Raw genomic sequence first — 22313 nt, forward strand, 5'->3', positions numbered from 1 at the left:
GGGCTACCCTTTCACATCAAGCAATGCGTGGGTGCCTTCCCATAAGGGCGTGAGGGTCTCGTTGGAGCGTAGTGTAAGCGCAAAGGGCAGGGCTTGGGTATGGTGTGCTAAAAAAGTAGCGGTGCGCTCAAACAGTGTTTCAAGGGTAAGGGTACGTTTCATCACGTTGAGTGTTCCTCTGAGGGCTCCAAGGTTTTCATAAGCAAGGTAGAAGTCTACCAAAGAGTCGTTTAAATTCTTATTTTCTTTCCATTGAATGAGAAATTGCCGCTCTTGTATTTTTAAAGGCAGGTGCACAATGCCCTCATGAAGGGCTAAAAGCATGGAGCCAAGGGTGTGGAAGAGGGATTTGTCTTGGGCAAGGTAGAGTTCATGCAACAGCCACTGCTTTAAGACCAGGGAAGGCGTTTTTGCCTCCAAAAGCATTTCTAAAAAATCAAAAGAATCCATCTCCAGTAGCCCGCCGTCTGATTGGAGCACACGGGGCTTGAGGCGTAAATGGCTGATGGTCAAGATGCCTTCTTTGGATTCGCTAAAATTTCCCCAATAACGCTGTGAGACACCGAGTTCCTTGTGGCTCCTTGTGGTCATCTCTTTGTGCCCCACCTTGAGCCGATACCGTCCGTGCCCCACTTTTTCAAGCACCTCGATGCTAATGGGAAGGGCGGCGTTAAAGCGAATGGTATGGTGTGCCTTGATGGCGTGGGTGAGCGATTGGGCAAGACCCATTAAAAGCACGCCTCAATAAGCTCCAATGCCGCTTCAAGTTTGCCAAGTGGCGCAAAGGTAATCTCTTTGTGTGGCGTAAGGAGGTGCAATTGGGTGGTGTCGCTTCCAAAGGTGAGTGTGTCGTTTAAAATGTTTAAACACACCGCATCAAGTCCCTTGGCTTTTAACATCGCACGTGCATGGGCATGGGCATTTAGGGCATCTGTTTCCGCCTTGAAGCCAATGCAGCGTATGCCCGTTGCTGCTGCTTGGGTGAGAATATCTTCGTTTTCCACTAATTCTAAGTTCCACGAAGCACCTAGGTCGCTTTTTTTTGCCTTTCCCTCAAAAGACTTTTTGGGCAGATAATCACTCACCGCTGCTGCCATCATGAGGGTTTCGTGGGAGGGAATAAGTTCAAAAAGCGTGCGCTTTAGCGAAGCGGTATCGGTGTAAGAAAGACGGGCAAAAGGAAGGTGCGGGGCGTGGGGAGGAGCACTGGTGAGTAAGGTTGGCGTAGCCCCTTTTAAAAAAAGAGCCAAGGCGAGGGCTTCGGCCATTTTTCCACTCGAATGGTTGCTAAGGCACCGCACGGCATCAAGGGCTTCGGTGGTACCTCCGCCTGTAACAAGAACCTTTTTTCCCAAAAGAGCAGGGGTGCGCAAAAGGGTTTGCGCGATGCAGTAAAACACGCTCTCAGGTTCTGCCATAGCACCTTTGCCATGGGTTTGACACGCAAGGAGTTTGGCGATAGGCTCGACAATACACGCTCCCCGTTGGCGCAACAATTTGATGGAAACTTGCGTGGCGGGGTGTTCTATCATCTGTGTGTTGGCCGCAGGTGCTAAAACAAGAGGGTGAGGGCACGCCAGAGCCGTTTGCAGTAACAATCCATCGGCAATGCCGTGGGAGAGTTTGTTTAGGGTGTTGGCCGTGGCTGGAGCGATGCAAAAAAGCTCCGCCCAACGGTGGACGTGGATGTGGTTGTCTTGGCTTGTCCAATCTTCGCTTTTTGCGTGTAAAACCCGCTCGCCTGTGATGGCTTCAAAGGTTAAAGGTGTGACAAAACGTTTGGCTTCTTCGCTCATGATGACGCGTACACTGGCTCCGGCTTTGATGAGCAAGCGGGCAAGTTCAACGCTTTTATAAGCAGCGATGCTTCCTGTGACGCCCAGTAAAATCCGTCGTGAGGCTAAAAGGTGTTCCATGGTTACTGCTTTGTGGGGAAAAAACGGTGGAAAAAACCCGCTTTAATGGAGAGTTTGGCGCGGCTAATGGCCAGTGCTCCTGTGGGAACATTTTGCGTGATGGTCGAACCTGCGGCGATAAGCACATCATCTTCAATGGTAACAGGAGCGATGAGTTGCGTGTCGCTGCCGATGAAAACATTTTTCCCAATCTGCGTGCGGTGTTTGGCTTTGCCATCATAGTTACATGTAATCGTCCCGCACCCCACATTGGTACCCTCATCAATGCTTGCATCTCCAAGGTAACTAAGATGCCCTGCTTTAACGCCTTTGAGGGTGGAGTTTTTCACTTCCACGAAGTTGCCAAGGTGAGAATCTTGGATGTGGCAATGGGGGCGAATCCGCGCCAAAGGGCCTACGTGAGAGCGCTCAATGGTGCTAGACTCCACAACGCTGTTGGCTTTGATGGATGAGCTGATAATGGTTGAATCCCCCAAAATACTGACGCCATTTTCAAGAAAACACTCCCCCTCAAAGCGTGCTCTAGCGTCAAGAAAAATGGTTTCAGGAAGGCGCATGCTCACCCCTTGTTCCATCCATTTTTCCCTTAAGCGCTGTTGCATGGCGGTTTCGGCTTGAGCAAGGTGAAGTTTGGAATTAACCCCCATAAACGCCTGCTCGTCCACCATGACTGCCTTGACTTTTTCGCCTTGCTTGGTGGCGATTTCCACGAGGTCGGTGAGGTAATACTCGTTTTGTGCGTTCGTATTGCGCAGGTTGGGCAGGGCGTTTTCTAAAAACTTTTTTTGAAACACGTACACGCCCGCATTAACCGTGCGGAGGGATTTTTCTTCCGCGGAGGCATCTTTTTCTTCGACGATGCGGGTGACATTAGAAGAAGCGTCCACAACAACCCTGCCATACCCAAAGGGATTGCGCGCTTCAAAGACGCTCATGACAATAGCTGCGTCGTGGTTTAATAAGGGAGCGAGTGTGCGTGCTTCCACCAACGGCATGTCGCCGTTTAAGACAAGCACGGTGTCGTGTTTGGGCTGCGCGGCTTTGATGGCCCCGCCCGTGCCGGGGAAGTTGGCATGGTCTTGCAAGGTAAAGGTGATACCTTCAAAATACGAGGCCATAGCAGTTTGAATAGCTTCGTGCTCGTGGTAGAGCACCACGTGAATATCATCGCTTAATGTTTTGGCTTCGCAAAGGATGTGGTAGAGCATCGGATGACCGCTAATGGGGTGTAAAACCTTTGGCAAAGAAGACTTCATGCGTGTGCCAAACCCTGCAGCCATGATGACAACAGAAAGATTCATGGGAGCGTCCTTATTAAAAAAGGGTATTGTATCAAAAATAGGTGAGAAGCGGATTAAGCTAGTCTCACCTATTTCCTTACATGTAAGGAATGCTTTGAGCGTATTTGTAGAGACTTAAAGGTTCTTTAACCAATCTTTAACCCAAAAGCAACTAGAATATCCGCATCTTTCACAAGGGGCGTAAACGCATGGATTTGGGAACGGTTGTTGGGTTAGTCATGACGCTGGCACTTTTAGCAGGCGCAATGGCTATGGGTGTAGGGGTAGGTCCTTATATCGATGTTCCTTCTATTCTCATCGTATTTGGCGGTACAACAGGTGCGCTGCTCACTGGCTTTAAGATGGAGCAGATGAAAAACATGGTCAAAATCTTTATGATTGCGATCAAACCTCCTCAAGAAAATGTTCCAGAATTGATTAAAAAAATGGTAGATTACTCCACAAAAGCGCGACGGGATGGTATCTTGGCCTTAGAAAATGATGCCAACAATGAATCCAATGCCTTTTTGCGCAAAGGCCTTTCCATGGCGGTAGATGGCAACGAGCCTGACAATATCCGCGATTTGCTTGAGATTGAGATGGAACAAACCAGTGCACGTCACAAAAGCAACGCCGATATTTTTGACCGCATGGCAGGATTTGCGGGTTCTATGGGGATGATTGGTACGCTCATCGGCCTTGTAGCGATGCTTTTGAACATGGCAGACCCTTCTGCTATTGGCCCTGCGATGGCGGTAGCCTTGCTTACCACGATGTATGGGGCGATGATTGGTAACATTGTTGGCGCTCCTGTGAACAGTATTTTGCTCATCCGAGATAGCGATGAAACCTTGGCGAAAACGCTCATCTTGCAAGGCATTATGGCCATTCAAGCGGGAGACAACCCCCGTACCCTTGAAGCCAAGTTGCTCTCTTTCTTGCCCCCCAATGAACGTACGAGTCAGTTTGAGTAAGCAGTAATTATGGCTAAGAAAAAAGACCCTTGCAAGTGTCCTAAATGCTTGCCAAACTGGCTAGCAGCCTTTGGCGACTTGATGTCTTTGTTGCTGTGCTTTTTTGTGCTTTTGCTTTCCATGTCCACCATGGATGCCAAAAAAGTACAAGAGGCCATCGGCTCTCTTGCGGGCGCGTTGAGCGTTCTTGAGGGAGGTACGAAAACAGAAATCAGTCGCGAACGGCAACAACAAGCCACCCCCATTGAACAGCAAGAAGAGACTACCCAAATGGTCAAAACCCTTGCGCGTACCATTACAGATGTCAATGAAATGCTCAAAGCAACAGGTTCGCCCGAGGTGACCCTGGAAGAATCTGAAGATGGTTTTATTATTCGTTTGCCTTCTAATTTATTGTTTCGGCCAGGTTCTGCGGCCATTGACAATGACGATGCTATTTTGTTTTTAAAGCGCATCGCCATGGTGGTGCAACAGCTCCCCGAAGATTTGCACATCAATGCAAGGGGTCACACAGACAACACCCCTCCTGCACAAGATAGCCCCTTTAGGGACAATTGGGAGCTCTCCTCCGCCCGCGCGGTCAGTGTGATTAAAGAATTGCTTCAAAACAACATTAAACCCGAACGGGTAGTGGCTTCGGGAAAATCCTCCTATGAGCCTTTGGCATCCAATGCAACGGTAGAGGGGCGCGCTAAAAACAGACGTGTCGACTTGCATTTTTACTCTCTTAACAAAGACAACAAAGGCGCAGCCCAACAAAGTGTGCTTGACCAACAAGGTGCGCAGTGAGAATTCTTTTTGGGATTTTTCTCCTCAGCGCCTCGTTGTTAGGCGTGGACGAGACGGTGACCATCCCTACGGTCAACCTTAGCCTAAGCGCACCCAGTTCCCCTGAACAGCTCGTTACAAGCCTTAATGTTCTCATTGTTTTAACCATTCTCGCCCTAGCGCCCTCGTTGGTTTTTATGATGACGAGTTTTTTACGCCTTGTTATCGTTTTTTCCTTTTTGCGCCAAGCCATCGGCACCCAACAAATGCCACCCAACACGGTGGTCATTTCGCTGGCGCTGATTTTAACTTTTTTTATCATGGAGCCCATTGCAAAACAATCTTATGAGGTAGCGGTAAAACCCTATCTCGCGGAAGAAATTGGCTACCAAGATGCCTTTGCCTTGGGTATTGAACCTTTCAAGGAATTTATGATTCGTAACACAAGAGAAAAAGACTTAGCCCTTTTCTTTCGGATTCGTAACCTTGAAAACCCTGCCACTGTCCAAGATGTGCCCTTGACCGTAGCCGTCCCTGCGTTTATGATTAGCGAGCTAAAAACGGCGTTTGAGATAGGTTTTTTGCTCTATTTACCCTTTTTGGTAATTGACATGGTGGTGAGTTCTGTGCTTATGAGTATGGGGATGATGATGTTGCCCCCTGTGATGATTTCGATGCCCTTTAAGTTGCTTATCTTCGTGTTGGTGGATGGCTGGAATTTACTCGTTGGAAATTTAGTGGAGAGTTTCAGGTGACACAAACCTTGCAGATAGGCCGTATAAATCAGCTCATGATTGAGCGAAAAAGTGATCCTGGGTTGTATTTAAAAGCGGGTGATGGGGAAGAGGTTTTACTTCCTAATGCTTATGTTTCCATCACGATGGAGATAGGTCAAACCCTAGACGTGTTTGTCTACACAGACTCCGAAGACAGGCTGGTTGCTTCAACGCGTATGCCTGAGGCGCGTTTGGGGGAATTTGCCCTCTTGGAAGTTAAAGATGTTACCTCCTTTGGTGCCTTTTGCGATTGGGGCTTACCAAAAGAGTTATTTGTACCCGTAAAATTTCAAAAAACACCCTTTAAGGTTGGCCAAAAACGGGTCATTCGGGTGAGTTTGGACGAGCAAACCAACCGCCTCATTGGCGTGGAAAAATTTGGCAAGTTTCTCACCACCCGCCGCCCAGATTTTGCCACAGGGGACGAGGTAGCGTTGTTTATTCTTGCCTCCACGCCCCTTGGATTTAAGGCTATTATTAACAACCGTTTCACGGGAATGCTCTTTCATAATGAAGTGTTTGAACCTTTACATGTAGGGCAACGCACCAAAGGGTACATCAAAGAAGTACGGATGGATGGCAAGATAACCCTTTCTTTGCGTCCTTTGGAAGATGGAGATGGGTTTGCTAAAGAGAAAATCCTCAACGTTTTGCGCAGCAATGGCTACGCGCTTCCTTTTGCCTACAAGGCTTCACCCGAAGAGGTGTATGCCCATTTTGGCCTCAGTAAAAAAGCCTACAAGCGTGCATTGACACAACTCCAAGCCGAAGGGGTGATTAGCCTCAGTGATGAAGGAATGCGCTTTATCGGGGCCTAAGGGTTGCTAGAGAGTTGAGCGTAATGGCGCTAAGAATGATAGCGCCTCCTAAAAATGTGGCGTGGGTGGGAATTTCACCCAGCCACCACCATCCCCAAAAAGGCGCCAAAAGACTCTCCGTAATCATCAATAATCCCATATGTGCAGGGATGAGATACTGTGTGCCTGTTCCAATCAAAATGCGTGAAAACGGGGTGACAAAAAGCCCCATGAGGGCCACAAACAAAAGCCCGTACAAAGAGATTTCAAAAGAAAAACTGAGTCCGCAAAAAAGCGCCATAAAAAACCCGCCAAAAGAGACAAAAGCTACTCTACTCGCTTTTTTATAACGCGAGAGGGTGACAAACAAAAAAGACATGCACACCACAGCACCCATGGCATAGAGGTTGCCTTGAAAATCCCCCGTACCCAAGTCGTCTGAAAGGATGATGTACAATCCAATAAAAACAAAAAAAGCAGCCACATAAATACGCAAAGGCGTGGGTTCTTTTAAGAGTACAAGGGCGATGAGTGCACTCACCACGGGTGCGCTGGCGAGGATTAAAACCGTGTTAGCGATACCTGTGAGGGAAACAGCCATCACAAAACAGTAATTGCCCACACCCATGCAAAGTCCCGCCAAAAGGGCACCTTGGGGTTGTGCGCTTAAGCTTTGTTTCCATGTCTTGACGCCTTGAGAAAGCAAGATGAGTTGTGTGGAGAGTAAAACAAAAAGGCCAAAATAGACCCCAACAACCACTCCTGGTGCGTTGGCAAGGCGAATGAGCGGTGCCTCAGCACTCATTAGTGCCACGCCTGCGAGGGTAATGAGTAAGCCTTTGGTTTCTTGACGCATTTTTTTCCTTTAAAGCCAGACCCCATTTCTAAGAAAATACCCAAGGGGATAGGCGCTTAACACCACTACAAGAAGGGTGTTACATGTAAAGGAGAGAGTGTACCAAAAAATTTTCACAGGACGCTGAAGTGTGGCGCTAACAAGGACAAAAAGAGCACCAAGGCCACCAAGAAAAAGTAAAAGGTAGAATAAATAGCCTATAAAATAGTATTCACTTTGAAGGAGACAAAAAGGACATTTGTGGGTGGGAAGTTCGTACACATAAGGAGAAAAAAAACGAATAAGGGCATGCACTGTCACCGCCATCCACAAGAAGGTAGCAAGGCCAAAAAGAACTGGACGGCGCAGGTAGTACAACAGGCCAAGTAAGCCATAAAGGCCAAAAAAGAAGCCCAAAATGACGCTGTTTTCATACCATGGGTTCTTGCTTGAGGCTTGGTCAAATAACACGCTACAACAGGCCACGGGCGTGTCGGTGGGGATGTTGAGAAAATGGGCAAGTTCAAGCAAAAACTCTACCACCAAAATAAAAAAGAGCCCTTGAAAAAGCAAGAATTTTTTTCGCGTAAAAGGGTAAGTGGTTTCGCTTAAATCCACACGATGCAGCAAAATCCAGGCGCACAACAAAAATAGCGTGAGTATTTTGACAAAAAACATCCACGCCCCCCAAGGGGTTGCGCTAACAATACCCGCCCCACACATGGCGCCTAGTACATGTAAAGAAAGCCCATCAATCACCCAGATAAAGAAAAAAAACAAAGGGAGTTTGAGCAGTAAAATAAACATGATAATAGTGGCAACCAAATAACTTTTTTTATTGAGTCCATACTGATAGGAGGTGGTAAGACGGGGGTTAAAATCAAGGCCGATGCGCAAGGAAGCCAAGAGGGCCACAAGGGCTAAAAAGAGCAAAATCCCCTCCACTAAAAGGAGGGTTTGCACGTAAGGGTTTGCCAAAATCACACACGCCGCCCGTGGGAAAGTTCAACATGGTTGCTGTTCCATGCTAAAAGTAAGGGGTCGTGGGTGGCGATGAGCAAGGTTTTTCCCGCTTCACGCAAGGTATCAAACGTCTTTAGAAGCTCCTTGGTTAGGGCGGCATCAAGGTTGGCACTGGGTTCATCGGCAAGGATAACGTCGGGGTCATTGATGAGTGCGCGTATGAGCGCTACCCGCTGTTGTTCGCCGCCTGAGAGAAAAGAAGCAAGGGTGTGTTGGCGTTCAAAAAGGCCAAAGCGTTTCAAAAGTGACTCGGCACGCGGGGTGATGTCTGTGCCATCAGGCAAAGCGGGGAGGGCCAAGTTGTTTAAAACACTCAGTCTTGGAATGAGGTGAAATTGCTGAAAAATGATGCCAATATGCCGACGGCGAAGGCGCGAAGCAAAATGCTCAGGCAAGGAAGAGAGCGGTTTAGAGGCCACATGGACAGTGCCGTGGCTAGGTTGGTAAAGGCCAGCACACAGGGCAAGCAAAGTGCTTTTACCACTCCCGCTCACCCCTTTTAGCAACATACATTCTCCTTGCTTTACATGTAAGGAAATGTCCCAAAGGGCTTGAAACTCTTGGGGTGTGCCTTCGTTAAAAACCTTGCTAACGTGTTCTACTTGAATCATCGCATCACCTCTCCTGCATCTTCCACGCTCGCCTTCCATGCAGGAAGGATAGAAGCGGCCAGATAGAGTGGCACGGTGGCAAAAAAGAGTAGGAAAAAAAGCGGTACATCTAAAGAAAAAGGAAGGGAAAAAGCGGGGCGCAGGGCACTGTAGCCCGTAAAGATAAGCCGCAAAAGTGGGGCGTCTAAGAAAAACACGTACCCAAGGGCGAGGGTAAATCCCACTAGAAAACCACCTACGCTAATGAGGGCCGCTTCAGTGAGTTTGTGTTTGATGATGTGTTCCACCTCCCATCCTAGGGCTTTTAAAATCCCAATTTCCCGTTTTTCTTGGGAGCTTAGACCGCTGGCTTTGTCGTATAAAATCATCGCAAACGTTGCAAAGCAAATGAGGCTTAAGGCTAAAAACCACCCGCCTTTCATGTCGTACAAACTTAAGTAACGCTGGATGAGCACTTCTTTAGTAAGCACGCGCAAAGTAGGGTTTGCCGTGATGATTTTAGAAGCCACGGTGCCCACTTCTTCCTCATTGGGCACCCTAATAAAGGCATCGGTATAGCCTTGAGGCAAGCCCAAAATGGCGCGTGCTTGTGCCATGGGCATCAAGATGACATCATTGCTTAGGAGGGAAAATTCAGGGTCAAAGGTGCCCGCATGGGTAAGTTTTTCAAATCCGCCCCCGTGTTTTAAAAAAGAAAGGGAATTGCCAGAGATGTATTTTTTAAGCAAATGGGCCAAAGAAGGAGAGGTGAGCATAGGCGGAAAGGGGGTGTCGAGCGCTTCTAAGTGTACACTTGAGGCAAGGGCATTGTACTGTTCCACATAAGGTTCGATGCCCACAAGGGTAACATAAAGGTTGTCAAGTTCCAAATAATACATCCCCCACACCCGCCCTTGCACCATGCTCACCCCCGCAATGCCCCAAAAAGGCTCCAAGGTTGCAGCAGTAATGGGGGCGCTCTGGCCGCCTTGCAGTTGCTGAATTGTAAGTTCTGGCAAGGAAGAGGCACTGTGCAAAAAGGCCTGTTTTAACCCATGGGTTATCATGAGTGCTGTACTCAAAAGGCCCACTAAAAGGGTAAAAATGATAGCAATAAGGAGGTTTTTGCGCCCAAACCTTCCCAGAGAGTGCAGGGTGTAATCAAACAGCGTCCTCATGGAAGAATACCTGTTTGAACAAAACTCCCGCGCAAGTGTTCGCGAAGTTCAGGGTGGGTGTCAAACACTGTCCATGAAGGTTGGGTGAGAGGGTGGCGCAAAAACAGGTGGCCAGAATGAAAGGCAGGAGTAGCAAAACCCGTCATGGCAGTGAAAGAAGTACGTGGAGAAGAAGCGGTGTAAAGGATGCCAAGTGCTCCAAAGAGAACCCCAAAAAGCGCTGTTGCGCCAACTAAAAACCACTGTTTGTGCGTCATCTTTTTCCTGTTTCTTTAGCGTGACAAAAGTATAGCTTGTTGGTGTTAAATGTTTGTTAAAGCAGTGGGATATTGGTAGGATTTTCCTTCACGCTTGTTACCTTTTGGCTTTTGATAAAACCTTTTGGTAGCTTTTTTTCACGCAATAAACCGATGCATTTTTGCGCACTTATAATAGGTAAGGCTGTTCCCTTTGGTGACATCCATATTTGAGGGGGAACCAAGCACTAGACTCCGTAGTTTTGGGGTATTTTAAAAAAATATAGCTATAATGGAGGCATTTTTTACACTTTTCCACATCCGTGTGGAGACAATGGTAGGTGCATATGACATTAGATGTGATAGGCCTGCCCCTGACGGTATTGTTGCCGTTTTTGGGAGCAGGAGTGGTAGCATACCTTGCTGGGATACACAGGGTTGCAAGTGCGTGGGGCGCAGGGATTATTACGCTTTTGTGCCTTGCTATGTTGTCACAATTGGCACATTTGCCATTTGAAGGGCACACGCTTGTGCAATCATGGACGTGGATTGAAAGCATTGGGCTAAATTTTTCCTTTCGCCTTGATGGCTTGGGAATGTTTTTTGCCTACTTGATTTTAATCATCGGGTTATTGATTGTGATTTATGCGCGGTATTACCTCTCAAGCAAAGACTCCATGGGAAGGTTTTACGCGTATTTGCTCTTATTTATGGGTTCCATGGTAGGCATCTCCTTATCTGAAAATATCCTTCAATTGGTTGTTTTTTGGGAACTCACTTCCCTTAGTTCTTTTTTGCTTATCAGTTTTTGGCAACACAAAAAAGAGGGACGTGATGGCGCGATGATGGCCCTTGTGGTCACAGGAGCGGGGGGATTGGCCCTTCTTGGGGGCGCGTTGCTCTTGGGGCACATCGTTGGAAGTTATGAACTTTCGGTGATTTTAGCCAGTCGAGAAGTGATTCTTGCGAGTCCTTGGTATACACCAACGGTGCTTTTGGTGCTGTTGGGCGTATTGACCAAATCAGCCCAATTTCCTTTTCACTTTTGGCTACCCCATGCCATGGCTGCACCCACGCCTGTTTCGGCCTACCTTCACTCCGCCACTATGGTTAAGGCCGGCATCTTTTTGCTTGCCCGCTTGTATCCTGCTCTTAGTGGTACAACAGAGTGGATGCTCATCGTCACGAGTGCAGGGCTTGTTACGCTTTTGTTGGGGGCGTTTACGGCATTTTTTAAACATGACTTAAAAGCCTTGTTGGCCTATTCGACAGTGAGTCATCTGGGGTTAATTACCTTGCTTTTTGGACTCTCCACGCCTCTTGCGGTGGTGGCAGCACTCTTCCATATTATGAACCATGCGGCTTTTAAAGCCTCTTTGTTTATGGTGGCGGGTATTGTGGACCACGAAACGGGCACGCGGGACATGCGCCGCTTGAGCGGATTGCTTTGGCTTATGCCGCACACGGCAACCTTGGCGATGATAGGCGCGGCTTCGATGGCAGGAATCCCTCTATTTAACGGCTTTTTGAGCAAAGAGATGTTTTTTGAACGCACGGTGATAGATGGGTTTAACTTCTTGCTTCCTGTTCTTGCTACGATAGGTGGTGCGCTTTCGGTGGCTTACTCCATTCGCTTTATAGGTGATGTCTTTTTTGGCCCCAAGGCAGAAGGGTTGGAAAAAACGCCCCATGAGCCTGCACAAGGAATGAAATTCTCCGTCAATATCTTAGTGGCCATTTGTTTTGTGGTAGGCATTATTCCAGTGTACACAGCGGCACCTATCTTGGCAGTAGCAGTGGAAGGCTCTTTGCAAGGGCAATTACCCCAGTACTCTTTGGCGTTGTGGCACGGGTTTAATATACCGCTTCTCATGAGCGCCTTAGCCCTTGCTGGCGGGATTTACATGTATACCAAGCGTGTGGCCTTGTTCGCGTGGTATGAAAAAGGGTTCGCGCATATTGATGCTAGGGTTCCTTACAATGCCATACTAGAGACTTGTTTTTCTCTTGCTAGACGCTGTAGCGGGGTGTTGCACACGGGTTCGTTGCAATTTTCCGTGTACAGCTTCATTGGTGCTTCGTTAGTGATGGGCGTGATTGGGTTTATGTATGGCTCAGCACCCCTCTTTGGCGAGCGCGCATTTTTACCTGTGGATTGGATTAGCATCATTGTTACAGCAGGATTGATGATTGCGACGCTTTCCACGGTGCGATTTCACCGTAAACGGTTACTCGCACTTGTGATTATTGGGATGGTGGGCTTGATTGTTTCGTTAGTGTTTATCAAGTTTTCCGCTCCGGATTTGGCGCTCACGCAGTTGAGCGTGGAGGTGGTTACTGTGGTACTTATCTTGTTAGCCTTGTATTATTTGCCCGCCACAACCCCCAAAGAATCTTCACCACACAAGGTCAAATACGATACCATCATCGCCGTACTTGGAGCGATAGGGGTGTTTATACTCACCCTTTCTGTCTTGACCCGCGAATACACTACTATTGGAGATTATTTTCTTGCCAATGCCCTTAGTGGCGGCGGGGGAACCAACGTGGTCAATGTCATTTTGGTTGATTTTAGGGGCTTTGATACCTTGGGTGAGATTACCGTGCTTGGAATTGCAGGCTTGGGCATCTTTGCGATGCTTCAAGGCTTAAGGCTCTTTGCACCTTCACGCGATGAAAACGGCGTGCGTTGGTCCAATGATATCCACCCTCACATCATGCAATCACTGCTACGCTTGTTGATGCCTTTAATGTTGCTTGTGGCGGTTTATATCTTTTTGCGAGGCCACAACTTGCCCGGCGGGGGATTTATCGCAGGGTTGATTGCAGCAGTGGCACTCATCGTGCAATACCTCGCCAATGGCATTGAATGGACAACCAAGCGGCTTGGGTTTGATAAGCACTTTTTGATTGGTTTTGGGGTATTGATTGCGGGTGTGACAGGTTTGGTTTCCATGTTGCTTGGCTACCCGTTCCTCACTTCCGCGTTTACTCACCTGCACTGGCCTATTGTAGGCGAGTTTGAGATTGCCAGTGCTATTGCCTTTGACCTTGGTGTCTTCTTGGTCGTCGTGGGAGCAACGGTGATGATTTTGGTGCAGTTGGGAAAATTAAGCCTTACCTCCCATAAGCTTACCGATGAAATTACCCAAGCGAAGGAGGAAAAGTAATGGAAGTTTTAATAGCCCTTATTATTGCCACCCTTGCGGGGGCGGGGATTTTCTTGACGCTAAAAGCGCGAACATACCCTGTAGTGCTTGGGTTGACGATGTTGGCTTACGCGGTAAACTTGTTTTTGTTTGTGATGGGGCGCTTACATGTAAACATGCCTCCGGTATTGCGTGATGGCATTGAAACCTACGCAGACCCTTTGCCCCAAGCTTTAGTGCTTACGGCTATTGTTATTAGCTTTGGAATGACCGCCTTTGTCATCGTTTTGGCCCTTCGCGCACAGCACGAACTTGGAAACGACCATGTTGATGGCAAAGGCCTATGCCAAGCTACAGGAGAGAACCAATGACCCACAGTGCGATTTTACCGATTTTACTGCCACTGTTTGGGGCGATTGCTGTACTGTTTGCCAAAATGTTGAGCCACAGAGCCCAACAAAGGCTCTCTATGGTAGTGATGGTGTTGCTAGTAGTGCTTAACCTTTGGATTATGTGCTCCATGAGTAGCGCAGATCATATGGTGTACCAACTTGGCAACTGGGCCGCGCCCTTTGGCATTACCTTGGTGCTAGACTCCTTGTCGGCCACGATGGTGTTGCTTACTTCTATCCTTGCCTTTGCGGCCCTGTGGTATGGGATTGCTACGGGCGTGGATGGAAACAGTGTCCATTTTCACGTGCTGTTTCACTTGCAGCTTTTTGGGATTAACGGCGCATTTTTAACGGGCGACGTGTTTAACCTCTTTGTCTTTTTTGAAATCTTACTGCTTGCTTCTTACTCATTGTTGTTGCATGGAAATGGAAAAGAGCGCACAAAGGCAAGCTTGCATTATGTGATTATTAACCTTGTGGGTTCCACCCTCTTTTTGTTCGCGGTGGGAACCTTGTACGGGATTTTAGGAACGCTCAACATCGCCGACATGGCCCTAAAGGTGAGCGAACTTTCTCCTGATAATGTCAATGTCGTTGCGGCGGCGGGTTTGTTGCTGCTCTTGGTGTTTGGACTAAAAGCAGCCATGTTTCCGTTGTATTTTTGGCTCCCAGGGGCCTATTCACGCACCAGTGCGCCCGTAGCGGCACTCTTTGCCATCATGACAAAAGTGGGCATATACAGCATTATTCGTATTCACGGGACGATTTTTGGAAGTGAGGCGGGGGTTTTGAGTTTTTACCACTTGCCTTGGGTGCTGTTTTTGGGCCTCATCACGTTAGTGTTGGCAACCTTTGGGGTCATGAGCGCAAAGGCACTTAAAGAACAAGTGGCATACTTGGTGCTTGCTTCGGTAGCGACGCTACTTATTGCCCTTGGGATTAACACTCCCGAAGCTCTTGGAGGCGCGTTGTACTACATGCTGCACTCCACCTTGGCTGCGGGCGGGTTCTTTTTGTTGGCAGATTGTATTGGTTTGTTGCGCGGAAAATACCACGACGCCATCGTTCAAACCGCCGCATTTAAAAAGATGATTTTTGCAGGAAGCTTGTTCTTCGCTTACGCTGTTGCAATGGCGGGGATGCCGCCATTGTCGGGCTTTTTCGGAAAAATGATGATTCTCTCAGGTGCTCTTGAGAGCGACCATGTGGGTGTGGTGTACTTTTTTGTTTTACTAACGGGATTGTTTATCATCATCTCCTTAACCCGTACGGGGTCTTTGATGTTTTATGACACCGCTCCAAACGAAACATCCCTTGAGATTGCAGTGAAAACCTCTTGGTTTTATCCTGCGCTCTTTTTGTTGGCCATGAGTGTGTGTTTGGTCGTGTTTGCCAACCCTGTTTCTGGCTTTTTGAGCGATACAGCAACCATGTTGTATGATGCAAAAGGGTACATGCAATTGGTGTTGCAACCCATGATGGAGGGACAATAATGGCAGAAATTAAAAAACAAAGCACGTGGTTTCCTCATCCAGTTTTGAGTATTTTTCTGGTGATTTCGTGGTTATTGCTGAACAATACTGTTGCCATGGGGCATGTGGTTTTGGGCGGCATTTTGGCGATTTTGATTCCGTGGTTTACTTCTCGGTTTTGGCCTGAAAAACTTTGCCTGAAAAACCCAGGGGTCTTTGCGCGGTTTGCCTTGGTGGTGGCCTATGATATTCTCATCGCCAATGTCACGGTAGCGCGGTTGATTTTGAGCCCCAACGACCTTTTGAAGCCCGATTTTTTGGAAATCCCACTGGATATCGAACACCCACTGGGGATTAGTGTCTTAGCCAGTACTATCTCTTTGACACCAGGAACAGTTTCGAGTGATTTGAGTCAAGATAGAAAAACATTGCTTGTGCACGCCTTACATGTAGAAGACAAGGAAGAGGAAATTGCGCGCATTAAGGCGCGTTATGAGAAGCCATTGATGGAGGTTTTTAAGCCATGTTAAATTTTGTTTTGCCTGCGGCGTTTATTATGATTGTGTTGTCGCTGATTTTCAATATGTACCGATTGGTTTGGGGGCCAAGTGTGCCTGACCGTATTTTGGCCTTGGATACCTCCTATATCAACGCGGTTGCGTTATTGATTTTATTTAGCTTGTACCTTAAAAATACCCTTTACTTTGAAGCAGCCTTATTGATTGCTTTGATGGGATTTGTGGGAACTGTTGCCCTTAGTAAGTATTTACTACGTGGCGACATTATCGAGTAGAGGAGGGTACTATGGAGATTGTTATTTCACTGTTAATACTGCTAGGGGCTTTTTTTACGTTGGTAGGGTCAATCGGGCTCATTAAGTTGCCAGATTTTTTTATGCGATTGCACGGACCAACCAAAGCGACCACGTTGGGCGTGGGGTCTATCTTGATTGCTTCAACCTTGTATTACATCACCTTTAAAGGTGAGATTAGTTTGCATGAAATTCTTATCACCCTGTTTTTGTTCATCACAGCACCCGTAAGCGCGCATTTGATGGCAAAGGCTGCGCTGCATGAGCGTAAAAAAGAAAAAGGGAAAGACTAAAACACGTATTGCCCTTGAAGCTTGTGTGTTCAAGGGCGCGTGCAAATGGGTTTAGGGCGCAGAAACAAACGCTTGGTTTTTGCCCCGTGACTTTGCCACATACAAAGCAATGTCGGCTTTTTGAATCAATTCCTCTGGAGTACTAGCATGGTCAGGGAAAACCGCAATCCCAATGCTTGGCGAAAGGGAGAGGGTGTGTTTTTTAAAGTCCATCGCTGGTTTAAAGAGTTTGAGGATTTTGTGGGCTACATGTAAAGCATCGTCCTTGTCCGAATCTTTCAATAACACCAAAAATTCATCTCCTCCAAACCGCACAAGAGTGTCGGACTCTCTTGTGGCTATTCTTAAAAATTCCGCTGCCCTAATAAGCACATCGTCTCCTATGTTGTGCCCCAAAACATCGTTAATGCGCTTAAAATTATCGAGGTCTAGAAAGAGTAAGGCAAGGGGTTTTTTATTGCGCTGCGCTTCTTTAAAGGCATGTTCAAGGCGGTCTTGAAACAAATAGCGATTGGGCAGGTTGGTCAGTTGGTCGTAATTGGCTTGGCGAAAGATAACATCGCGCTGTTTGACCAACAAGGCTTCGGCGGCTTTGAGTTTATTGATAGTATTGGTGGCATTTTCCATCATAGAAGAGAGCTCTTTGGATTTAGAAGCTTCGCGCCTACGGGATTCCATGAGCGGTGTTTGGTCATAAATAAGCACCATAACACGGGTTGCATCATAAGGCACAATGGTCATGTCTTGTTGCATAAAATCAAAATTGACACGACTGCTTAGGGGCAGGGGAATGGGAAGCAAAAAGCCTTCTACACTAGCGATAGAAAAGGTTGGGCTTCCTAGCTTCAACGTGGTTTTAATGCGCCTTGAAAGGGTCTTTATGCGCTCCTCATCGAGGGTAAAAAGCTCATAAAGAGGCAAGCCAAGGGCATGCTGTTGGGGGATGTTGGTGTGAATAGCCATCCAACGATTCCACGTGTAAATTTTTAAATCTGCATCCACTACCATGACGCCAATATGCACCGCATCAATTAAAAGTTCTGCGCGAATCATGAAAAGATCTTTTGAAGCATGAGTGTCAGCTTTTCAAGCATCGCGTTGCTTAGGAGGATAAACATGTGTCCTTGAATGTTTTTCTCGGCAACATCAAGCGCGGTAGAGATGACAATGGCATTGTCGTACTCAAGGGCTTCGTGAAAGGTGGAAGAGCCAATACAGCTAATCTTTTGGATGTCTGGCACGGCAAACAAGGACTCTCCTTCAAGCATTTGACTCAGTTGTCCGATGCACGAAGCGGTGAGAATGTTGGTGAGCTCCAAAAGTGCTGCTTGAATATCTTCGTTTGAATTGGGCGATTCGCACAGCAAGAGAGTGGTAAACTCTTTTGCCGATTCTTCTGAAAAAGCAAAGATAACCTCACCGCCAAAGGAGCCAAAAAATCGCTGTTTGGTCGCGTAAAAAGCGGTAGTTTCTCCCATGTGGGAAAGAATGGTTTCGTGGAGCTTATAAATAGGGATAGTATGAATGGAAGGCACGCGCAAATGGACATAACTCTCTAACATGTCACCAATAAGTGAGGCAGCAAGACCAAAAGAGATATTGATGGTTTCTAAAAGTGCATCATTTTGGCGTTCATCAAACATGGGCGTCATGGGGTTTTCCTGTTGCTAAATCCAGCAAAACAGCTCTAAGTTTGTCGGTTTCGATGGGTTTGTACAAAATTTCCGTGGCGCCAAGGGCGAGAACACGTTCTTTGGTAAGTTTTTGCCGGTCTGCTGAAATCATAATGACAACGGCCTTGGGATCAAAGGCACGAATCTCTTCTAGGGCTTCAAAGCCATTTTTCTTTGGCATAGTGATATCTAAAAGCACGATATCAGGGCGGTGCTCTTTGTAAAGAGCAACAGCAGCCTCGCCATCTTCTGCCTCAAAAATAGTAGCGCGCTTGCGCAAGGCTTCGGGCAAGGTCTGAATAGACCAATTTCGAGAAAGACGCGAATCATCGACGATAAGAAATTTCATTAAACCCCCCCTAAAAAGCTCTGATTGTAGCTAAAAATCCATAACAAATGCGTTAAGTATTGCCCAGATGCCATGAAATGCCAATGCTTTTGTTTTTAGCTTCCTCTGTGGCGTGGACAAAAAATGTTTTTTAGACACTTTACATGTAAAGAATTGGTATACTTTCGCAAACAATACAAGGAAAAATCACATGGGTGTTATTGAAAAAAAACTTGCGGCGTTGCTGAGTGCAGATTTGGGAAAACTGGTCTTGCGCGTATCGATTGCGGTATTGATGGTGTTTCATGGGCTAAAAAAGATGAGCGCGGGGATTAGCGGGATTAAAGCCTTGGTGGTTAAGGGCGGATTTCCTGAAGTGCTTGCATATGGGGTTTACGTGGGCGAAGTCATTGTGCCAATTTTACTCATTTTGGGACTTTTTACGCGCCTGAGTGCTTTTTTCTTTGCTTTAACCATGGGCTTTGTACTTGCTTTGGCTTATTCAGGAAGAATCTTTGCCATCGATGGCAGAACGGGCGGATTGGTTGCTGAACTTCCTTTGCTTTATCTATTGGCCGCTCTTGCTGTGTTTTTCCTAGGAGCTGGAAAGTACAGTTTGGACAATAAATTGGGACAAGCCTAGTGAAAACTGGGCTTTTTGGCTTGATTTAATGGGAAAAATTTTGTGAGGTGGTACCTGAGGGCGGACTAGAAATAGTTTTTTAAAACCCTAAATTTAGGGTTTTAAACCTTTAAGCTTTCAATCAGTACCGCCACCAGTACCGTAAAAACTCTGTAAAATATTTTGTAGTATAGCAAAATATTTTTAAAATGGAATGTTATCGGGCGGATTGGTTAAATTAACCATATCGTTAACACTGCTTTTAAGACTATTTATGAATCCAAAAATATACAAAGCGTGAGCGAGTTTTGTGGTGCGCATGAGCGCTTCTGCAATAAACGATAAAGATGTTGCATCTAGCTTTTTGATGGTTTCTTCTAATTCATTTTGTTGCAGTGGTGAACCATCAATTGGGCAAACTCGCTCGCTTTTTTTGATTTCTTTTAATAAAAATTGGCGCCAAAAAAGCGCTGAGCTTTGTTCAAAGAAAAATAAAACTTGGTCTAGCTCATCTTTTGAAGACTTATTTTTTTCAGAAAAAATTTCAAAAAAAACTGCAATAGAATGAAAATCAAGTTCAAATTCTAACACTATTTTTTTCGCGACTTTGCGCAAAACAGGAAGTAAAGAGTTTAAAAATATTTTATCTTGATCTTGCGCTGCATCCTCTAAAAACTTATCACCTTCGCCCGTAACGAGCCAATTCAAATTTACTTTGTATCGTTGAGCTATCATTGTGATTGTTGCATTTATGTTTTCTGCCTTTTTTATGTTTGAAACATATTGTTGTGAAATAGAAAATTCTTCCACAATATCTTTGCTTTTTAAGCCCAAATCTTCAAAAACTTGTGAAATTCTGTCTCCAACTGACATTTATTAGCCTTTTTTCGGTAAAATGATTGACTTTAACTGTAAATTATTGTAAAATACTCTAAGAATACAACAAAAACCGTTATTTAGAATATCATTGTTAATTTTACTGGATAATTACCCAAAAAATAATTAAAGGAGAAAAAATGCAAATAGATCAAAGCGCAGCAGATAAGCTGCTGAGGATGAAAGACGTAATAAAAATAGTACCGCTTTCCCGGCCAACAATATATCGTTTGGTCGAGTCTGGCGAGTTTCCAGCCTACTTCAAGGTCGGTGGCGCGACATTTTGGCGCCAGAGTGACGTTCAAAAATTCATACAAAACAAAACCGCATAAGGAGCGAAAAAATGACACAGGAAATTCAAAACGCGCTTTTGGCGCACAGCGCAAAAATCGAAGAAGTGCAGAAGATGTGCAGAAGATGTGCAGAATTGGCGAGGAAGACGTTGGTGAGGCAAAAATCGCAAAAGTAAAAGAATTATGTCGCATAATCGAGGATGAGCTAGATTCGGAATACATAGTAGCTTCAGTGTGGGATTATTTGGGTTTTCCTCACATGATTTTCGAAAAGTCGGATGGCTACAACTACAGCGAGTTGAGCGTTCGCCGAGAAAACCTTTCAATCATGAAAAACCTCGACGACATCGAAGGCCTGATTTTCGTGGACATCGCAGAATTTAACACCGTTCTGTGAACAGTCGCCCCTCTCCGCCGCCAAGCAAAGTGAGGGGCTCAAAAAATCCAAACCGCATAAAAGGATTGAATATGAAGAATTATAGCGAAAATCGCATTAATGAAAAATTAGGGCAGCTTAAATCAGCAATGTTCGAACAAAGCTGGAACGAGCTGGTGCAAAACTGGAGCGGGGGTAAATACTACATACACACCGCGAGCGAGCTTAAAAACGAAGCGGGCTTGGCGGCGCTGGAAGAGCTCACGCTTCGCGCGCTAAAACAAGACGTGCGCCGCCACGATAGCCGCGCCAAACGCCTGCTTGCAACGCTAAAAAGCAATAACACACTAGCTGGCGCTGCACTACTAGCTAGCACTTTCCGCTCAGCGTGTAAAAATTGGGCGCTCAACGAGTGCGCAAGCCTGCGCGTTGGCTGCGCTACGCTACAAGCGAGCTTTACGCCGCCACAAGAAGAAGAGGAACACCCTTTTGCTGCAGCAGTTGCTGCAGGCGCCCCCCTTGGGGCTATACAAGCGCGCAATGGCGGCGCTCAAATCGTTCTTTGTGGTGCAGAGTTTCGAGCTCAAAAAGCCAAAAAACCAAACAAAAAAGTTGCGAATTACGCAAATTTAAAAAATGCTAGCTACGCACAAACAGCGTTGTTTTAAGGGGGGCAAAATGAATAGACTTAAAAATAACTTAAAAAATAACTTCGTAACTGGCGATGCTCAATTTTTTAGGCAAAACACAATGAGCCTAGCGGCAATTGGGCTGTATTTTTACCTTTGCGCAAAGCCTGAAAATTGGGATTTTTCAATACCGAGAATGGCAAAAGAGCTGCAAAATGGCGAAAACTCGATTCAAAATGCGGCGAAAGAATTGGCGGCCGTTGGCGTGCTGTTGCGCGTCCCAAAGCGTGAAGAGGGGGGCAAAATGGCAGGGTGGGAATGGATACTCCACCCCACCCCTGAAGAGCTCGAAATCACGCAAGACCCCATAAATAGGACATCCCACCGTACCCCCCAAAACCGTGCCGTCGGTATTCGTGTCGTCGGAAAGGGGGGGTTCAAAATAAAGAATGAAGAAAAAATAATGAAGATTAAAAAAAGAGAGAGAGAAGAGCCATCATCATTTTCAGTTTTTTTAAAGCAAGCGCGGGAAAAATATAAAAGTAGACGAATAATTAATGACGTGCAGGTGGCAAGCAATGGCTATCTTGCCCGCGCGGGCATTATTTTGCCGCTAAAGGCCGCTACTCAGCTTTGGCTTTGGCTTTTTGAAAATCAATCTCAACTTGGCAAAACAGGGGTGGAGTTACCCGCCACGCCCGGCAAAAGCGCAGCGGCGCCAAAAAAGCGGCAAAACCAAGATTGGGCGTATCTGGTTTCCCAAAGTGATAAAATTAAGGCCGTTCTTGAAACATATGGACTTCAGTGGAGAGATATTGTGCGGGGGACGGTTTCATGTCCGGAAAACATATTTTTTGAAAAAACAACAAGTCCTGATGGCATGAGTCAAAGTGTGTATATTTTTAGATATGTGGCTTAATGGGGCTGGCTTTTATGGCGACCCCCTAGCAAAAACCGCTCAAAAATCAACGAACGGGGGTCGAGTAGTATGTTTCCCTTACCGCATGGTTTTTCGTCCAAATTTGA

27 protein-coding genes are annotated in these 22313 nt (G+C 46.5%); 15 read left to right on the forward strand and 12 right to left on the reverse strand.

What is annotated here, in order from left to right:
* Positions 1-3: 3 nt before the first annotated feature.
* From AC5SLM_RS10150 to glmU, 3 genes are read right to left on the reverse strand one after another with little or no spacing between them, the layout of a single operon-like run.
* Entirely contained in the window at positions 4-729 is a 726-nt protein-coding gene (locus tag AC5SLM_RS10150; RefSeq protein ID WP_495250837.1) for a hypothetical protein, read from the reverse strand.
* Entirely contained in the window at positions 729-1916 is a 1188-nt protein-coding gene (gene coaBC, locus AC5SLM_RS10155; RefSeq protein WP_495250838.1) for a bifunctional phosphopantothenoylcysteine decarboxylase/phosphopantothenate--cysteine ligase CoaBC, read from the reverse strand. The genes AC5SLM_RS10150 and coaBC overlap by 1 nt, the downstream gene beginning before the upstream one ends.
* A 2-nt stretch (positions 1917-1918) precedes the next feature.
* Positions 1919-3217 carry a bifunctional UDP-N-acetylglucosamine diphosphorylase/glucosamine-1-phosphate N-acetyltransferase GlmU gene (glmU, locus tag AC5SLM_RS10160; protein ID WP_495250839.1) on the reverse strand — a complete coding sequence of 433 codons (1299 nt, stop codon included), beginning with the start codon at positions 3215-3217 and terminating at the stop codon, positions 1919-1921.
* A gap of 188 nt (positions 3218-3405) precedes the next feature.
* Between glmU and AC5SLM_RS10165 the strand changes: the two genes are divergently transcribed.
* Genes AC5SLM_RS10165 through AC5SLM_RS10180 form a run of 4 tightly spaced genes read left to right on the forward strand, consistent with a single transcriptional unit; the run spans position 3406 to position 6532 of the window.
* Complete coding sequence (locus AC5SLM_RS10165; protein ID WP_495250840.1) at positions 3406-4170, forward strand: motility protein A; 765 nt, start codon at positions 3406-3408, stop codon at positions 4168-4170.
* Positions 4171-4179: 9 nt separating this feature from the next.
* Positions 4180-4959 (forward strand): flagellar motor protein MotB, encoded by a 780-nt coding sequence (locus tag AC5SLM_RS10170; RefSeq protein ID WP_495250841.1) that lies wholly within the window; start codon positions 4180-4182, stop codon positions 4957-4959.
* A gap of 2 nt (positions 4960-4961) precedes the next feature.
* A complete protein-coding gene (gene fliP / locus AC5SLM_RS10175; RefSeq protein ID WP_495250867.1) occupies positions 4962-5693 on the forward strand; it encodes a flagellar type III secretion system pore protein FliP in 732 nt (243 codons plus the stop codon).
* Positions 5690-6532, forward strand: a complete 843-nt coding sequence (locus AC5SLM_RS10180) for a CvfB family protein (RefSeq protein ID WP_495250842.1) — start codon at positions 5690-5692, stop codon at positions 6530-6532. Before fliP ends, AC5SLM_RS10180 begins: the two co-directional genes overlap by 4 nt.
* Here AC5SLM_RS10180 and AC5SLM_RS10185 read toward each other — a convergent pair.
* The 5 genes from AC5SLM_RS10185 to AC5SLM_RS10205 are packed head-to-tail and all read right to left on the reverse strand — an operon-like array spanning position 6519 to position 10394.
* Positions 6519-7367 carry a DMT family transporter gene (locus AC5SLM_RS10185; RefSeq protein ID WP_495250843.1) on the reverse strand — a complete coding sequence of 283 codons (849 nt, stop codon included), beginning with the start codon at positions 7365-7367 and terminating at the stop codon, positions 6519-6521. The two genes, AC5SLM_RS10180 and AC5SLM_RS10185, sit on opposite strands and share 14 nt — an antisense overlap.
* A gap of 9 nt (positions 7368-7376) precedes the next feature.
* Positions 7377-8330 (reverse strand): hypothetical protein, encoded by a 954-nt coding sequence (locus AC5SLM_RS10190; RefSeq protein WP_495250844.1) that lies wholly within the window; start codon positions 8328-8330, stop codon positions 7377-7379.
* Positions 8327-8980 (reverse strand): ABC transporter ATP-binding protein, encoded by a 654-nt coding sequence (locus AC5SLM_RS10195; protein WP_495250845.1) that lies wholly within the window; start codon positions 8978-8980, stop codon positions 8327-8329. Before AC5SLM_RS10195 ends, AC5SLM_RS10190 begins: the two co-directional genes overlap by 4 nt.
* Positions 8977-10137 (reverse strand): ABC transporter permease, encoded by a 1161-nt coding sequence (locus tag AC5SLM_RS10200; RefSeq protein ID WP_495250846.1) that lies wholly within the window; start codon positions 10135-10137, stop codon positions 8977-8979. Before AC5SLM_RS10200 ends, AC5SLM_RS10195 begins: the two co-directional genes overlap by 4 nt.
* Positions 10134-10394 (reverse strand): hypothetical protein, encoded by a 261-nt coding sequence (locus AC5SLM_RS10205; RefSeq protein WP_495250847.1) that lies wholly within the window; start codon positions 10392-10394, stop codon positions 10134-10136. The genes AC5SLM_RS10200 and AC5SLM_RS10205 overlap by 4 nt, the downstream gene beginning before the upstream one ends.
* A 326-nt stretch (positions 10395-10720) precedes the next feature.
* Between AC5SLM_RS10205 and AC5SLM_RS10210 the strand changes: the two genes are divergently transcribed.
* The 6 genes from AC5SLM_RS10210 to AC5SLM_RS10235 are packed head-to-tail and all read left to right on the forward strand — an operon-like array spanning position 10721 to position 16490.
* On the forward strand, positions 10721-13543 hold the full coding sequence (locus tag AC5SLM_RS10210; protein ID WP_495250868.1) for a monovalent cation/H+ antiporter subunit A: 2823 nt from the start codon (positions 10721-10723) through the stop codon (positions 13541-13543).
* Positions 13543-13893, forward strand: coding sequence for a Na+/H+ antiporter subunit C (locus tag AC5SLM_RS10215; protein ID WP_495250848.1), 351 nt, complete (start codon positions 13543-13545; stop codon positions 13891-13893). The genes AC5SLM_RS10210 and AC5SLM_RS10215 overlap by 1 nt, the downstream gene beginning before the upstream one ends.
* On the forward strand, positions 13890-15407 hold the full coding sequence (locus AC5SLM_RS10220) for a monovalent cation/H+ antiporter subunit D (RefSeq protein ID WP_495250849.1): 1518 nt from the start codon (positions 13890-13892) through the stop codon (positions 15405-15407). The genes AC5SLM_RS10215 and AC5SLM_RS10220 overlap by 4 nt, the downstream gene beginning before the upstream one ends.
* Positions 15407-15916, forward strand: coding sequence for a Na+/H+ antiporter subunit E (locus AC5SLM_RS10225; RefSeq protein ID WP_495250850.1), 510 nt, complete (start codon positions 15407-15409; stop codon positions 15914-15916). Before AC5SLM_RS10220 ends, AC5SLM_RS10225 begins: the two co-directional genes overlap by 1 nt.
* Positions 15910-16179, forward strand: coding sequence for a K+/H+ antiporter subunit F (locus AC5SLM_RS10230; protein ID WP_495250851.1), 270 nt, complete (start codon positions 15910-15912; stop codon positions 16177-16179). The genes AC5SLM_RS10225 and AC5SLM_RS10230 overlap by 7 nt, the downstream gene beginning before the upstream one ends.
* A gap of 11 nt (positions 16180-16190) precedes the next feature.
* Positions 16191-16490, forward strand: coding sequence for a Na+/H+ antiporter subunit G (locus tag AC5SLM_RS10235; RefSeq protein ID WP_495250852.1), 300 nt, complete (start codon positions 16191-16193; stop codon positions 16488-16490).
* Positions 16491-16541: 51 nt separating this feature from the next.
* Here AC5SLM_RS10235 and AC5SLM_RS10240 read toward each other — a convergent pair whose 3' ends face one another.
* The 3 genes from AC5SLM_RS10240 to AC5SLM_RS10250 are packed head-to-tail and all read right to left on the reverse strand — an operon-like array spanning position 16542 to position 18512.
* Positions 16542-17543, reverse strand: a complete 1002-nt coding sequence (locus AC5SLM_RS10240; RefSeq protein ID WP_495250853.1) for a diguanylate cyclase domain-containing protein — start codon at positions 17541-17543, stop codon at positions 16542-16544.
* Positions 17540-18142: a chemotaxis protein CheX gene (locus AC5SLM_RS10245; RefSeq protein ID WP_495250854.1), complete on the reverse strand. Its 603-nt coding sequence runs from the start codon at positions 18140-18142 to the stop codon at positions 17540-17542. Before AC5SLM_RS10245 ends, AC5SLM_RS10240 begins: the two co-directional genes overlap by 4 nt.
* Positions 18126-18512: a response regulator gene (locus AC5SLM_RS10250; protein ID WP_495250855.1), complete on the reverse strand. Its 387-nt coding sequence runs from the start codon at positions 18510-18512 to the stop codon at positions 18126-18128. The genes AC5SLM_RS10245 and AC5SLM_RS10250 overlap by 17 nt, the downstream gene beginning before the upstream one ends.
* A gap of 190 nt (positions 18513-18702) precedes the next feature.
* Between AC5SLM_RS10250 and AC5SLM_RS10255 the strand changes: the two genes are divergently transcribed.
* A complete protein-coding gene (locus AC5SLM_RS10255) occupies positions 18703-19134 on the forward strand; it encodes a DoxX family protein (protein WP_495250856.1) in 432 nt (143 codons plus the stop codon).
* A gap of 183 nt (positions 19135-19317) precedes the next feature.
* On the opposite strand, the gene AC5SLM_RS10260 is transcribed toward AC5SLM_RS10255, so the two are convergent.
* Positions 19318-19986, reverse strand: coding sequence for a helix-turn-helix domain-containing protein (locus tag AC5SLM_RS10260; RefSeq protein ID WP_495250857.1), 669 nt, complete (start codon positions 19984-19986; stop codon positions 19318-19320).
* A 143-nt stretch (positions 19987-20129) separates the two neighbouring features.
* Between AC5SLM_RS10260 and AC5SLM_RS10265 the strand changes: the two genes are divergently transcribed.
* The 4 genes from AC5SLM_RS10265 to AC5SLM_RS10280 all read left to right on the forward strand — a co-directional run bounded on the left by AC5SLM_RS10265 (position 20130) and on the right by AC5SLM_RS10280 (position 22206).
* Positions 20130-20321: a helix-turn-helix transcriptional regulator gene (locus tag AC5SLM_RS10265; protein WP_495250858.1), complete on the forward strand. Its 192-nt coding sequence runs from the start codon at positions 20130-20132 to the stop codon at positions 20319-20321.
* Positions 20284-20679: a hypothetical protein gene (locus AC5SLM_RS10270; RefSeq protein ID WP_495250859.1), complete on the forward strand. Its 396-nt coding sequence runs from the start codon at positions 20284-20286 to the stop codon at positions 20677-20679. The genes AC5SLM_RS10265 and AC5SLM_RS10270 overlap by 38 nt, the downstream gene beginning before the upstream one ends.
* Before the next feature lie 71 nt (positions 20680-20750).
* Entirely contained in the window at positions 20751-21326 is a 576-nt protein-coding gene (locus AC5SLM_RS10275) for a hypothetical protein (protein ID WP_495250860.1), read from the forward strand.
* Between the two features lie 10 nt (positions 21327-21336).
* A complete protein-coding gene (locus AC5SLM_RS10280) occupies positions 21337-22206 on the forward strand; it encodes a hypothetical protein (RefSeq protein ID WP_495250861.1) in 870 nt (289 codons plus the stop codon).
* The last annotated feature ends 107 nt before the right edge of the window (positions 22207-22313 follow it).

It is taken from the genome of Sulfurospirillum sp. HTRB-L1 (assembly GCF_059415125.1).